The sequence below is a fragment of the Verrucomicrobium sp. BvORR034 genome, assembly GCF_000739635.1.
GTDB lineage: Bacteria > Verrucomicrobiota > Verrucomicrobiia > Verrucomicrobiales > Verrucomicrobiaceae > Verrucomicrobium.
In genome coordinates this window covers 163,488-176,956 of sequence record NZ_BATQ01000049.1, presented here as the reverse complement: position 1 = coordinate 176,956, position 13,469 = coordinate 163,488, and the positions used below count along the sequence as shown (strand labels likewise).

The 13,469-nt window shown below is 60.9% G+C and carries 15 protein-coding genes; 6 read left to right on the top strand and 9 right to left on the bottom strand.

The window, feature by feature from the left end; genetic code table 11:
• Positions 1-457: 457 nt before the first annotated feature.
• The 6 genes from BV034_RS09505 to BV034_RS09480 all read right to left on the bottom strand — a co-directional run bounded on the left by BV034_RS09505 (position 458) and on the right by BV034_RS09480 (position 4,177).
• Positions 458-928: a hypothetical protein gene (locus tag BV034_RS09505; protein WP_265592809.1), complete on the bottom strand. Its 471-nt coding sequence runs from the start codon at positions 926-928 to the stop codon at positions 458-460.
• 86 nt (positions 929-1,014) lie between these two features.
• Positions 1,015-1,554: an AAA family ATPase gene (locus BV034_RS09500; RefSeq protein ID WP_050026387.1), complete on the bottom strand. Its 540-nt coding sequence runs from the start codon at positions 1,552-1,554 to the stop codon at positions 1,015-1,017.
• A 69-nt stretch (positions 1,555-1,623) separates the two neighbouring features.
• Positions 1,624-2,037: a hypothetical protein gene (locus BV034_RS09495; RefSeq protein ID WP_050026381.1), complete on the bottom strand. Its 414-nt coding sequence runs from the start codon at positions 2,035-2,037 to the stop codon at positions 1,624-1,626.
• Positions 2,038-2,059: 22 nt separating this feature from the next.
• Complete coding sequence (locus tag BV034_RS09490) at positions 2,060-2,551, bottom strand: GNAT family N-acetyltransferase (RefSeq protein ID WP_343123287.1); 492 nt, start codon at positions 2,549-2,551, stop codon at positions 2,060-2,062.
• 103 nt (positions 2,552-2,654) lie between these two features.
• Positions 2,655-3,098, bottom strand: coding sequence for a hypothetical protein (locus BV034_RS09485; protein ID WP_050026379.1), 444 nt, complete (start codon positions 3,096-3,098; stop codon positions 2,655-2,657).
• 125 nt (positions 3,099-3,223) lie between these two features.
• The gene (locus BV034_RS09480; RefSeq protein ID WP_050026377.1) at positions 3,224-4,177 is read right to left on the bottom strand and encodes a LysR family transcriptional regulator; all 954 of its coding nucleotides are present in this window, start codon (positions 4,175-4,177) and stop codon (positions 3,224-3,226) included.
• Positions 4,178-4,304: 127 nt separating this feature from the next.
• Here BV034_RS09480 and BV034_RS09475 point away from each other — a divergent pair, with 127 nt between their 5' ends.
• The 3 genes from BV034_RS09475 to BV034_RS09465 all read left to right on the top strand — a co-directional run bounded on the left by BV034_RS09475 (position 4,305) and on the right by BV034_RS09465 (position 6,700).
• Complete coding sequence (locus BV034_RS09475) at positions 4,305-5,045, top strand: class I SAM-dependent methyltransferase (protein WP_050026375.1); 741 nt, start codon at positions 4,305-4,307, stop codon at positions 5,043-5,045.
• 93 nt (positions 5,046-5,138) lie between these two features.
• On the top strand, positions 5,139-5,879 hold the full coding sequence (locus BV034_RS09470; RefSeq protein WP_050026373.1) for a type II secretion system protein: 741 nt from the start codon (positions 5,139-5,141) through the stop codon (positions 5,877-5,879).
• Positions 5,876-6,700 (top strand): choice-of-anchor M domain-containing protein, encoded by an 825-nt coding sequence (locus tag BV034_RS09465; protein WP_050026365.1) that lies wholly within the window; start codon positions 5,876-5,878, stop codon positions 6,698-6,700. Before BV034_RS09470 ends, BV034_RS09465 begins: the two co-directional genes overlap by 4 nt.
• A 341-nt stretch (positions 6,701-7,041) precedes the next feature.
• Here BV034_RS09465 and BV034_RS09460 read toward each other — a convergent pair whose 3' ends face one another.
• The 3 genes from BV034_RS09460 to BV034_RS09450 are packed head-to-tail and all read right to left on the bottom strand — an operon-like array spanning position 7,042 to position 10,563.
• The gene (locus BV034_RS09460; RefSeq protein WP_050026363.1) at positions 7,042-8,709 is read right to left on the bottom strand and encodes a nucleoside recognition domain-containing protein; all 1,668 of its coding nucleotides are present in this window, start codon (positions 8,707-8,709) and stop codon (positions 7,042-7,044) included.
• The gene (locus BV034_RS09455) at positions 8,706-9,332 is read right to left on the bottom strand and encodes a hypothetical protein (protein ID WP_050026361.1); all 627 of its coding nucleotides are present in this window, start codon (positions 9,330-9,332) and stop codon (positions 8,706-8,708) included. Before BV034_RS09455 ends, BV034_RS09460 begins: the two co-directional genes overlap by 4 nt.
• Positions 9,325-10,563, bottom strand: coding sequence for an NAD(P)/FAD-dependent oxidoreductase (locus tag BV034_RS09450; protein ID WP_063768720.1), 1,239 nt, complete (start codon positions 10,561-10,563; stop codon positions 9,325-9,327). The genes BV034_RS09455 and BV034_RS09450 overlap by 8 nt, the downstream gene beginning before the upstream one ends.
• A 77-nt stretch (positions 10,564-10,640) precedes the next feature.
• On the opposite strand from BV034_RS09450, the gene BV034_RS09445 reads away from it, so the two are divergent.
• The 3 genes from BV034_RS09445 (at position 10,641) to BV034_RS09435 (ending at position 13,469) form a co-directional block, all read left to right on the top strand.
• Positions 10,641-11,966 (top strand): hypothetical protein, encoded by a 1,326-nt coding sequence (locus BV034_RS09445; protein ID WP_050026359.1) that lies wholly within the window; start codon positions 10,641-10,643, stop codon positions 11,964-11,966.
• A 107-nt stretch (positions 11,967-12,073) separates the two neighbouring features.
• Complete coding sequence (locus BV034_RS09440; RefSeq protein WP_050026356.1) at positions 12,074-12,982, top strand: metal ABC transporter substrate-binding protein; 909 nt, start codon at positions 12,074-12,076, stop codon at positions 12,980-12,982.
• Between the two features lie 49 nt (positions 12,983-13,031).
• Positions 13,032-13,469: a hypothetical protein gene (locus BV034_RS09435; protein ID WP_050026355.1), complete on the top strand. Its 438-nt coding sequence runs from the start codon at positions 13,032-13,034 to the stop codon at positions 13,467-13,469.

Sequence of the window (13,469 nt, the reverse complement as noted above, 5' to 3'; positions counted from 1 at the left end):
CTAGTTTTGGACTGAGGCTGACTAGCCAGAGCCGGTTCCTTGGCGGCCACCCCAAAACGCGCGCGATTGGTTCGTTCTCCTCACGTCGACAACTACGACCGGCCTGGACGGTCGCGCGGCCCAAGGCATCATCAAGTCCCCTTCGCATCCGCACACACCCCGATGAATCACGCCTCAACTCCCACCCACTGATTTTTGATCACCAAACCACCCAGCGCTCCTGTAGTTGTCGACGTAAGGAGGCACTAGCTGAAGCGTCTGCAAGCTTCAGCCTGGCGCTTGCGTCATCGAGCACCAATCAACACGCGGCCCAAACGCTCTCAACCTTCCCAGGATCGCTGTTCCGATTTCAGTCGGTTGCCCACTCCGAAAGCGTTGTGTAGATGCCCGTCTCCAAAGCTCCTTTGCTGCCAGCAGCATTTCATTCCTCCCGCACGATACACACGCGGGAGGACAATCAGAAGTTGTCCTTGAACCAGACATAGGCGCGGTTCGATTTCGTGTCATGCAGCAGGAAATAGTGCTCACCATCATTTCCGTGCTCCTCATTCACAAAACCAGCACTCCCATAGGGTTTGGCACCTTCCGATAGTTGGCGAGGCCAGTAGTAGGGTGGCATCTTCCAAAATGAAACAGGAATTGTTTTAGCCTCTTCCATCTCAAGCTCCGCAATCACCGCAGCGATGGCAGCAGGTGATCCGTCAATCCTCCAAAGGTATTCCCGGTTAATGAAACCACCGAGTGAGTAAACGTAGCACCGGGCTCCCTTTCCATAGAGCGCCTTCTCAATCTGCACAGGGCGCGAGTTGGGAATGGCTGGAAAGTCTCGATACCAGCAGATCGCCGCAACAAATATAGCCGCAATGACAAAGAGGACGGTTCGCAGACGATTTAGCCTGCCAACCTTGGGTGATGCTGGAGTTGCCATTGCGAAGTCCCTAGTACCTGACTACTCAAGCTTGAGCAAACGACATCTGCAAATCGCTGCACACAAAATGTGCGATCAGTTGTCTATCACGCCTTAACAAACTCCCCGATCCTCGCCACAATTTCATCCAGAGTCTCCTCGCCATCCACTTCAACAAACCGTGCGGACTGCGACTCCACAAACGCCCGGTCGGTCGCCAGATTTCGTCCCGCCCCCACCCGCTCTTCATAGCCAGCCGCCCATTCCAGGAAGGCGTCATGCTCCTCCTGCAGGTCGCCTCCCGGATCAATGCGGAATCCAAACTGGGCGCGCTGTCTGTCCAACAACCGTTGCAACCGGATGGCCTTGGGAGTGTTAAGAAAGACCCCGTGAGTGGGCGCCAATGCATGAAGGCCCCACGTCGCCACAGAGCCGCTGAGAATCCAGCTGCGCTCAGGATCCAACACAGGCCTCAGCAGGGCGCGCCTTTCCTCCAGCGTGTACTGCTCTTGAAAGGGCGGATCCGTTGGCTTGTGGAAATAGGTGTCGGAATCAACCGCAGGAATGCCCAACCGCTCGCCCAGCGCCTTTGCGGCGGTGGTGCAACCCGATCCCGGGCCGCCAGATATTAAAAGGCGAATCATCATAGAATCAAAAGCTGGAGCTGAAGCATCTGTCCGGCAGCCCTCAACAGTGAGGACACCCTTTGCACCGCGTCAACCGTCGCGCTCCTGGAAATGCATCCGATACTTGCAGTGCCCCGCCCCGGCATCCACCACAAAGGTCCACGTGCAGCCTCCATCGGTATAAGTGTAGAGTCTATAACCCTGCTCCGACACATTTCCCCCCTGCAGATGCCGGACGAACTCAACGACTTCGCCTGGTGAGCAGAAGAACTCCCCTTCAGAAAGATTGAGATCCAGATCATTGCTGACGGTGATGTCCCGGCTTGAAGCCGGAATGATTGCCGGCAGCCAGCCACGTTCGAACAACTTGTCCGCCTCTGCATCAGCCCGGGATGGATAGCGACTTGTCACCGTGTCCGAATCGGAGCACCCACCCAACAAGAAAGTGACCACCAGCAGAAGCGGTATCCGGACAACTGTCATCTTGTAGGCACGAGGAGCCATGATTTTACACCGATTAGTCGACCTAACAATTCACGGCGCTGGGTCGCTGGTCAACCAGCGATTTTCTCATCGCATACCGGAGAAATTTCCGTCCACGACGTTGCACGTATTGCTCCTCCGTCACGGAGAATCCCTGGCGCTCAAAGAACGGCCGCGCCACCAGACTGGCTTCCGTGAAGACCTCGCTCACTCCACGTGCCACCAGCGCCACCTCGGCCTCATGGTAGAGGACTGAAGCCACGCCCCTACGCGCTGCCAGGGGCGCAGTGTACAAAAGTTCCACGTGACCATTCAGTTCATAGGAAATGAAGCCAAGCAGTTTCCCACCCGCCTCGGCCACGTGAGTCGTCGGGCCCGCAAGCCGAAGCCTCCAACCCGCCAGGTCAGGCGGACGCGGTGCCCATGCGTCACGCTGCGCCACATCATAGTGATCGCGTGCAAGCTGATGCACCGAGTCTGTGAAGAGGCGTACCACAGACTCAAGGTCGGATTCTCGGTACGGCCGCAGCGAAATACCTTCGCTGCCGCGTCCGGTTTGGGCCACTGCTTGCATCCACCACTGCTGCCACACTTTGCGGCCTACCTCAAGACCTCCGTCGCCAGCAATGCTGACAAGATCACCCCTCCTGCGGCCGGTCCACCATGAGCGACTTCCGCACCTCCTGCAGACACCGGATCCACACCCCACTGCTCAGGGGGACATAGTAGCTCTTGCCATCCGAGCGGGTCACGATGTCAAAGATGTTGCTCGGCTGCTGCACGAGCTCGTCATAGATGCCACTGAGAAACACGCCTTCCACGGTTTTAGGAAACTTTGCGCGATACTCCAGGTCAGAAGCCTCTTTGATCGCTTCGTCGATGACGATGACCAGGGATGAAAGCGGCAGGCCTACTCCGCTCTTGTTCGCCTCTGCCAGCGCCTCACCGAGCAGTACCTCCAGCTTGCGGATGACCGGACGCAGGTCACGTCGTGATACAGGGCGGGATTCCTCCTCCACCAGATCCTTGTCGGACTTCACGGCGGCGGGGGCCAGGGGATGGAGATGTCTGTCGGAGCTCACGGGAGGGGGGATTGAGGCGGAGCAGAGAAGCCGCAGAAACCCAGAGGGGGCTTAAGGGCGAACGGCTCCATGTGGCTGGACTGACGCAATTGTACCAGCACCGCGACAAAAGTTGAACTTCACCGTTACCTGCGGGAGCCGGGAGGCCGGGGATCGGATGCGGCGACGAGGAGCCTCAGAAATTCCTTTATGGTACTGGGTGGGGAACCGCTCCGCCGACAGGCAAAAGCATGTTGGAGCCGTGGGACCGGCCGGGCCAGTTTCAGAAACGTCACGCCATGGGTGATGATGCGTCCCGCCCCCTCCGGCACCAGGGTGATGCCGCTTCCCACCGCGACCATGGCCAGGATGGCGGTAACGCGCTCTGACTCCTGAACGATCTTCACCGTGCCCAGGCCAGTCTGTGCACAGAGCCCGGCAAACTGCTGACGAAAGGCTGGCGCCGCTTCCCGGGAAACCATGACCCACGACTGCCCGCGGAGCGCCTTCCAAGAAAGTCCCGTGCGTACCCCTGCCGCATCCCCCGCGGCGAGGGGATGCCCCGCAGGCACGGCCAGCAGCAACTCTTCCTCCCGCCACACGGTAAGATCCAGCTCGCGCGGCACTTTCTCCGGCCGCGCTCCCATGAAGCCGCCGTCCAGCTCGCCGGAAAGAATGGCCTCCACCTGGGCTGCGGGTGCCAGGTCTGAGGCCTCCAGGTGACACCTGGGATGGGATTCCTGGAATTTTTGGAACAGTCGAACCAGCGGATCATCCAGCAGAGCCCCGACGAATGCTAGGCGAAGCCTCTCGGTCACCCCCTCTCTGGCGAGCCGCAAACTCTCTGACGCCCGGTCCAGGATGGCCAGCGCTGCCCGCGCATCTTCCAGATACCGGCGGCCCGGCTCAGTCAGCGAGACCGAATGAGTATCCCGCTCCAGCAACCGGCAGCCCACCCTCCCCTCCAGCGCCTGAATGTGCCGCGTGAGGGGCGGCTGGGACAGCCCCAGGCTCCGGGCAGCGCGGGAGAAGTTCAAGTGCTCTGCCACCGCCAGGAAGCACTCCAGCTCCCGCATCTCTGGTCGTTCCAAGCGCGTCATACGCAAACCGTATCACCATGATAGGGTCATAGCAATTCCACATCACAAGAAGCGGCGCAGTATGCCCTTGGGCACACGATCAAACGATTCAGCCCATACCCATCCAACTCCAGCCCTCCATCCTTCCATGCATCCTCCCCCTTCCTCCCCCACCCCACTGGCAGAAAAATCCACCCTGGAGGAGATCCGCACCCGCTTTGATCACGATGTGGAACGGTTCAGCAAACTGGAAACTGGCCAGCAGGCCACGGTGGATGCACCCCTTGTGCTGGAGCTGATCGCAAAGGTGGCGGGCAGTCATCTGCAGACTGGTAGCTCCCTGTTGGATCTGGGTTGCGGAGCGGGAAATATGACGCTGCGCATCATGCAGGAGACCGGTCCTCTGCACTGCCATCTAGTGGACTTGAGCCAAGCCATGCTGACCCGGGCGCTGGACCGCGCCGCGGCGGCCGACGCCGCCAGCGTACACCCCACGCAAACTGACTTGCGAACCCTGGAGTTCGAGGCATCACAATTCGATGCCGTGGTGGCTGGCGCAGTGCTGCATCATTTGCGGGATGACGCGGACTGGGAGAACGTCTTCCGGCAGATCCGCAGGTGGTTGAAGCCGGGCGGACGTCTGTATGTGGCCGACCTCATCACGTTCGACGATCCCACCATCCAGAAGATCATGTGGGACCGCTACGGCGACTACCTCACCGGCCTGGGCGGCCCTGACTATCGAGACAAAGTCTTCGCCTACATCGACAAGGAGGACACTCCACGATCACTCCCCTACCAGCTAAACCTGTGCCGCGAGGTCGGGTTCAGATCCTGGGAGGTGCTGCATCGCAACAGCGTCTTCGCCTGCTATGTGGCGGAAGGGTGACGCTCCATGAAGGCGCAGCCATTGCGACGACTTAATGCAATTAAATTGCATTTTCAGTTGATCAGTTGCGGAGCATGAGGCAATCAAGCCTTCATGCAAATCAGTTGCGTTACAGATCGAACCCAACTTGACTCACCCGCAGGCTTCACCCTGGTGGAACTGCTGGTCACCGTGGTGATCGTCGCCCTCGTGGGCACCTTGGTGCTCGCGGGGGCGGGCTTGGTCCGCCAGCAGACTCAACAGGCCGTATGCATGGGCAACCAGCGGCAGCTGGGCGTGGCCATCCTGGGTTATTGCCAGGACCATCACGGGGACTTTCCCATGACCTCGCATGGTCTGGACGCGTCCAACCACACCAACTCCTGGGTGTTCAGCCTGGCCGAATATCTGGCACACGTGGACGAGGTGAGGATCTGCCCTGCTGATCCCAAAAGCAAGGAACGCCTGGAGGCCCATGGCACCAGCTATGTGTTGAACAGCTACCTCACCGTCGCGCAGCAGGATCCCTTTGGCCGCAGCTTGGGAGGATTCACCAATATCAATCAGCTGACCTCGCCCGCGACCACGCCACTGGCCTTCATCATCAACTTCTCCAAAGGGGTGGGCTACGGCAATGACCACACCCATTCCGAGAGCTGGGATTCGTGGGGCAGGATGCTCGCGGACATCCAACCGGACGCCTTCCGTGGTGATTGGCACGGTCCTGATCGGACGAAGGGCTCAGCGAACTACCTCTTTGCCGACGGTCATGTGGAAAACCTCGCCGCGGCACAGATCCAGTCATGGATCACCAGCGGCCACAACTTCGCAAACCCTGCTTCATCCCCCCAATGAACCTGCTCCCCTGCCTACCCATCGTGCGTCAGACCTCCGTCCTGGCGGTATCTTGCGGTCTGCTCATTTCCTCGATCCACGCCGCCACGGTGCTGGGTCCGGGACACGCCGACCTGCGCTACAACGTCAATGCTTCTGGAGACTGGTCAGTCCTGGTGCATCATGACGGCTCTGGCTCTGTGCCTGCTTCCGATCATCCGGTGGGTACCGACACCCTTTTCTATCTTGGCAGTGCCCTGGCCCCTTCCGGCAGCCGGCTCTCGCGCCCTTCCGGCACCACCTGGGACTTCCTGGGTGTTCCTGCGGGCAGTGACATCTGGGTGATATCCCAATCCCAGTCCGCCACGCCCAACACGGTATGGCTGGGGCTGAACACGGAGGAGACCTCCACCTCGAGCCTCCTGGCCTGGGACCCGGCCCACACCAGCGTCGGATCCGGCAAGTGGCTGGAGCTCCGCCTGCGGGATGTGACCTACACCGGCTCTGGCACGAACAACCAATTTGCCCTGTGGGTGAGCGGATCCTTTGGCACGCCCAACGTCTGGATGGACACCTCAGATGGCATTGCCACGAACGGGAGCGACGATGTCTTCTACATGGCTCCGGGTCAGCACAGCCACATGAACTGGGCTTTCACCAGTGAAGGGATCTATGACCTCACCTTCGACGCCCGCACCCTGCTGGCAGATGGCACCTTCAGCATCAGTGATCCCTTTACCCTCCGCTTCGGGGTCAATGCCACCGAGGCCGTGCCGGAACCGGGCAAGTCCCTGCTGGCACTATTCGGTCTCTGCCTTGCATTCATGCGCCGTCGGCGCTGAACACCGCTCAACGCGTTTTGCAGATGTGGGGCAAAGGTCAATGCCATCAGGGAAACGGAGAATCTTGCCGGGTTGGCCGCCTGAGAGCCAGGAGTAATCGCGATAGTGCATCCACTATACCGCTGACAGAAATGCCATTCAGAAGGGCCGAAGGTCCGGCTTAATTGCAGCCTTGGGCAACGCCCAAGGAATAGATGACCAAATAACCCTTGAGGGCTGAAGGCCCGGACTCATCAAACCTGTCCACGACGAGCATCTCTGAATCACCCCGGGCTTCAGCCCTCAGCTCGTTCTCCAGGGAGACAATCGACCTCGCCAGCTTTCCCTCTGATGGCATTGGGCTAAAGCTGCGATATCAGGATCGCACTGCCAACTGCTGTCACCATCTGCCTCCAGCACAACTGCCACGCCGCAAGCCAGCCCAGCTCGCGACCCACCGTCCACAGGGTCACCAGACAGGCACTGAAGGTGGACATGAGCCATACGGCGACAAACACCTGTCGGCCACTCATGGCGAGCAGGATGGTACCATCAGCGGCATTGAGCGCCAGCATGCCGTCCTTGCGAATCACGGAGAGGACCAGCGCCGTGGCGGCTTCTGCAGGCAGCCCCACCCATCGGAGGGCGGGTGCCAGCCACTGGCCCACTCCGGTGAGCACGCCCAGTTGATCCAGACCTGCGGCCACCACGCAGATTCCCAGAAACAACGGCATGGCCTGAAGGAGAAACTGCTTCAGGATCGCCCGGACCCGCCAGAGGATCGCGCGAGCTGACGGCCATTGCAGAAAGGCCCGCTCGGTCAGCGTGGACGGGGCCTGCCGATGGGCGCGACCTCTTCCATGCCAGAGCCGGGTGTGCACAGCGCCCACCAGAAACAACAGCAGCAGATACGGCAGGAGAAGCCCTGGCCTTCCCGCGGAACCAAACAGGCTGAGCGTGGCTCCGATCTGATAGGAACAGGCACTGCCAAACGCAATGAGCGAGACACAGGCACGGCGCGAACACGCCCCACAGGCGCGACTCTGGTGCACGGCAACGACATTGCAGCCATACCCCGTCAGCACCGGCATCAGATCCCGGCTGTCGAGCCCGATGCGTCGCAGCCAAGGATCCAGCGCGGCGGCCATGCGATCCTTCAACCCCGTCTCTTCCACCACGGCCACACTGATGCCGACCAGCAACACCACGGGAAACGCCCAGAGGAAGGAATACACGCCCAAGGTCAGCAAACCATAGCCGCCAGTGAGTGGAGCCTGCATCCAATGAGGCAGCGATAGCGCCACGGCCAAAGCCTGCGCGGGAGTGATCAACACTCTCTCCACCACCGGCTGCAACCAGGTGGCCGCCAGCCACGCCAGATACACCGGCCCGGCGAACATGCCCCCGGCCAGCAACGCTGCCAGCACGGGACCGACTGTTGCGTGCTCGAACCAAGTTGCGGCCGGATCCCGCTCCTCTCGCAGCCCGCCAGCCGTCACGGGATGTTCCAACCACCTGGCCCCGGGTGGCCGGGCCTCCTCGATGGCTTGCAGCAGGGCTTGTCGTTCCCCGGTTGCCAGTTCACGGGCATTCACCAGCACCACGGGCACCTGCAACCTCTCCTGGTAGTGTTGCACCATGGCATGCACGGAGGCCGGGGCCAGATCCTTGAACGTTACAGCCACCGCACTGCGCCTGCCCCGCAAGTCCAGCTCCCGCAGCAAGATTTCCATCTCCCGCATTAGGTGGGTTCCCCGCACCACGAGCAGCACGACATCGGCCCCTTCCGTCTCGGCCAGTGCCAGTCGGGTGGTTTCAGCATCTGCCGCGATACGGATCCCGGGCGTGTCCACAACGTCACAATTGCAATCCGGCACCTGGCAACGCCGGCAGACCACGGTGGATCCGCGGTAGTTGGCCTCATCGCCAGCGGCATGCCCGGTGAGTCCGCGAAAGAGAGCGCTCTTCCCTGCTGACTCCAGACCCGCCAGCACCACGGATGGTGACGCAGCAATGCGCACACGGTTCATGAGCCAACCTCCCGGTTCCTGCGACCCCAGGCACGCGCCCTGGGCACAGTGCCTTTTTCTGACACAAAGGCGGCATACCAGTCCGACGCCGTTCCTGGCGGCAGCCACCAGTGTCGCTTGGGGAGCATCTGATACTCCCGGTACTGAGCCGCACGGTGACAGCTACCCAGATGGGATGCAATCCACCCCTCATACTCGACGAGCCACTTCAGAAGTGTGCAGGTGACGGCGACCAACTGGGCCCACTCTGCGGCTCCCGCAGGCGTCCAGATGCGAGCCTCCTCTACCCGATCCGCCCGCACGGGCAACACCTCCCCGCAAAGCTGACAGACCCGGCGCTGCCGCACAAAGATCATGCCAGGCCCGGCCCCCTCTGCAGGGTACCAGCCGGCCAGATGGCCGTGCAGTTCGAGGATCCCACCCTCCAACTCCCGCTGATAGCGGCTGGTGCCATGCACTCCTTCCTTCGCAATGCGACGGAACCCATGCTCCACCAGCAGATTCCCTCCCGGGTGCAGGACGTCCCGACCCCAGTAGTACATCTGCAGGTACAGTCCGGTGGCCACATCCTTCAGCCGCGGAGGCAGCGCATTGGGTGCGTTCGTCAATACAGGCTCAGACATGCGCAGGCACCTCCCGAACCTTCAGGGTCTCATACTCCGCGACAGGCGGCACCTCCCGCTCTTCTGTCGCCGCCACCGCACACTGGCAATCCACGCAGCATGACAGGTCCTCCAGCATGAATCCATGATCCTGCCAGGGACGCAGCGCAGTCTCCCACCGCAGTCCGAGGCGCTGCGCGATGGCGCGCGCCACCACACCAAAGCGGGAGCGAAACTTGTAGATGAAACAGAAGCTGCTGCCGCGATGCACCAGAGAAGGTCCGCTATAGAACAAGCCCGGGGTGAGCGTGCTCTCATCCGCCTCTTCACTGAAGATCAACTGCCCCTCCGCTTCTTGAAACAAATGGCGCACCGGCAGCAACGCCGTATGAAAGCCCGTGCAGAGAATCGGCGCGGTCTCGGATTCATACACTCCCCCAGCCCGATCATGCACCCTCCACCGGCCGCGCTGACGGGTGACTTCAGAGATGTCCGCGTTCTTGTAGAAGTGAATGCTTCCCGGAGCCTCCAGCCGCGCCGCCTTGAGCCGGTCGATAGTGTAAGGGCTGAGAGCCACACTGGGGTCCGGGCTGCTCACATGCCACGGTTCGCCGCGGGAGAGCACCTTCACATTCTTCCCCAACCAGGCGAGATTCACCGCCGCATCGATGCCGCTCTCATAGCCGCCGATGATCGTGTACTCCCCGCCCCGCAGAAGCCTCCAGTCCGCCACTTCACCATTGTGCCGGCAGTGGTGTGCACCTTTGATGCCGCCGTGATCCGGCCGGGAGAATTCACCGGCCGCCCAGATCACGTTCCGGGCGCGCACCACCCCATTCGAAGTAATCACATCGAACCCAGCTCTTGAGGTTTTTATTTCCTCCACCCCCGTCCCCTCCCGGACAGGCAGTCCATAGTGCGTGGCTACGGCCTTGAGATACAGCGCATACTCCCGGCCGGTGGGATGTTCCCCGTGCAGGAAGTCTGCCGGCGATGTCTTGGGGGTGATCGCATTCAGATCCGGCTGGCGGAAGGGATTGCTGTGGAAGCTGGGTGTGATGAGTCGCATCTGCCGCGGCCATCTCGCAAAGGAGGCCCCCACTTCACTGCGGTCGAAGATGGCCATACGCTGCACGCCGCAGGCCTGGAGCGCCAGTGCGCATCCCAGCCCGGCGGGCCCGGCCCCGATCACCGCCACATCCAAGCCCGCCTCCAGCTCCGCGTTCTCGTTTGATACCCTTATCGCAGTCATTAACGCAAATTCATTGCAGTTAATGCTTGATGCAAGAAAATTGCAGGAGAAAGTGGACGGCGATAACCAAACGCACTATGATTGCATCTACCGCCACCTCCCGCCCTGCCTTTGCGATGAGACTGCCCGCCTTGTTCAGTGTCCTGACCCTCTCTACGCTGGCCCAAGCTGGCACCCCGGTAGAGGCCCCTGCCCACTCCGGCCCCGCCAAGCCAGAGGTAAACTGGCTCACCGGCGAAGGAGCCAACATCGGAGGCTTCCTTTTCCCCCACGTGCACTTCCAGAGTGTGTATGGCGGCACTACGGCGGATGAGGTAGAGCATCTCGGTGCCGGCCACCATGATCCACAGCGCGATGGCTGGACCATCCAGGGCTTTGAGTTTGGCACCTCCCTGCGCGCGGGTGAGTATGTGGAGGGCTTCGGCACCTACCACCTCTACTATGACCGCGCCACGGATGACTGGGATGGCGAGTTCGAGGAATGGTTTGGTAAGATCAAGAACTTGCCCGGCGGCCTGGAGCTTCGCGGTGGCCGGTATTTGAGCCGGTTCGGCCTGCAGAACCCCATACACATGCATGGTTGGGACTTTGTGGACAGCTCACTGGTAAACGGCCGATTCCTGGGGGATGATGGTCTCTACACCATCGGCGGTGAGGTGAGTTGGACGCTCCCCGTCTCCTGGACCTCCGTCCTCAGCGTCAGCGTGGGCGTAGCTCCGGAGCATGAGCATGAACACGAGGGGCACGAGCATGCGGAGGAGGCCCTATTCGAGGCAGAAGGCAGCCTGTTTAGCGACACCTTTGTAACCGCCAACTGGACGAACCAGTGGAACTACAACGACTTTCACCAGTTCCGCTACGGAGCCAGCGGAGCCTGGGGGGACAATGAGTTCGGCCGAACCAGCCAGGTCTATGGCATTCATCTGGAGTACCTCTGGCGTCAGAACGGTCTGGAAGCCGGTGGCAGCTACTTCCGCTGGCGTACTGAGGCGATGTACCGCCGCTTCGGAGCCGTGGCAGAGGCTCATGCACATGAGCATGAACACGAACATGAGGAGGAAGCTGGCCACCAGGGTGAGGAAGATCATGACCACGATCACGATCATGATCACGAGGCCCCCGCCCGTCGCACCTTGGATGAGTTCGGCATGTACACCGCCCTGGCCTACGGCTTCGACAGCGGCCTCGAGTTCGGATTGCGTGGAGATTATGTCCAAGGAATCGCCGCAGCGGGGTTGGATGAACGATTCCGTTTGAGCCCCTCCGTCACCTGGTACCTGAACAAGAACCGCACCCTCTACTTCCGCACCCAGTACAACTACGACCACTCCAACGACTTCGGCGATGAACACAGCCTCTGGGGACAGGTTGGGTTTAACTGGGGCGGCCCGGAAGTTCGTTAACCCCTGATCGTCAATTGTTTCTGACACCCTCTGGCAGGCTGGACTGCATCCGGCCTGCTATTTTCGTCCCAGTAGTTCGTATCCTTTTCACCCGAATCTTCTTTCCCATGAAACTTTCCCTTCGCAGCATGCTTCTCCCCGTCCTGACGGCGCTCTTTGTGGCACTGCCCGCCCAAGCCGCGCTGAAAGTGGCCACCCTGCACCCCTTGCTGGGCGATCTGGCCCGCCAGGTAGGCGGCGACAAGGTGGAGGTTGTTGACCTCCTCAAGCCCGGCGCGGATGCGCACCACTTCGAGCCGACTTCGAAGGATCTGGCCACTATCAAGGGCACGGCTCTCATCCTGGCCAGCGGTAAACACCTGGAGAGCTATCTGGACAAGCTCAAGGACTCGGTCGGTCCCGCCACCAAGATTGTCGAGGTGGGCAAGCCAATCCCCTCCATCAAAATCGAGGCTGGCAACGATCTTTTCCTTTGCTGCCCTGCTCACGCCGCTGGCGGCATTGATCCCCACTGGTGGCACAGTGCCGACAACATGAAGCGCGCCGCGCGCGTACTGGCGGACGAGTTCTCCACGGCCGATGCTGCCAATGCCGCCACCTACCGGGCCAATGCAGAGGCCGCCCAACAAAAGCTCACCACCTTGAAGAGCTGGGCCCAGCAGCAGATCGCCGTCATTCCCAAGGCTGACCGCAAGCTGGTCACTGCCCATGCGGCCTTCGGCTACTTCTGCAAGGAATTCGGCTTCAAGAGCGTGCCCGTACTGGGAGTGGGCCGTGAGGACGAAGCCACACCCAAGTACATGGTGGAAACCATCAAGACCATTCGCGACAACAACATCCGCGCCGTCTTTCCTGAGGATCAGGCCAACCCCAAGGTGCTGCAGGAGATCGTCCGTGAAACGGGCGTGAAAGTGGGCAAACCGCTCATCGCGGACGGGACGTCCAGCAACGCCACCACCTTTGAGGCCATGCTCCGCCACAACGTGTCCGCCGTGGTTGAGGCGCTAAAACCCTGATGGGTCTGCTACTGGACAACCAGCCGTTTCATCGGATTCTGCATTCTTCATGCGAGGCTTCCCTCCCCTACATCTGCTGCTGTTTGCCATCGCATTCGGCCTGGTCGCTGTGCCGCTGTCCCACCTGACCTTTGCCCGCCCTGCAGTCGTGCAACCCCAGACTGGGAAACCCGCAGCGATCCCCGATGGCATCCACACGTACCTGAGGCTGCGATTTGCCCATGTGCCAGAAAAGGTGTCGGTGAGACTGGGCGACCAACTGCTCATGGACGAGAAGACTGCGGCCCCCGCTGCCACCATGACGACAGAGGCGAGCTTGGTGATTCCCAAGGAAGGACTGGAACTCCTGGTGCAAGCCACTTGGCCGATCGGCACTCCAAGCACTGCCATCACCCTTGAGCTCGAGCCTGACGAGAAAGAAGCCCGTTCCCAGACCCACTGGACTGCTGACTCGGCCTTCTCGCAAATCTATTCCTTCGTCTGGTGA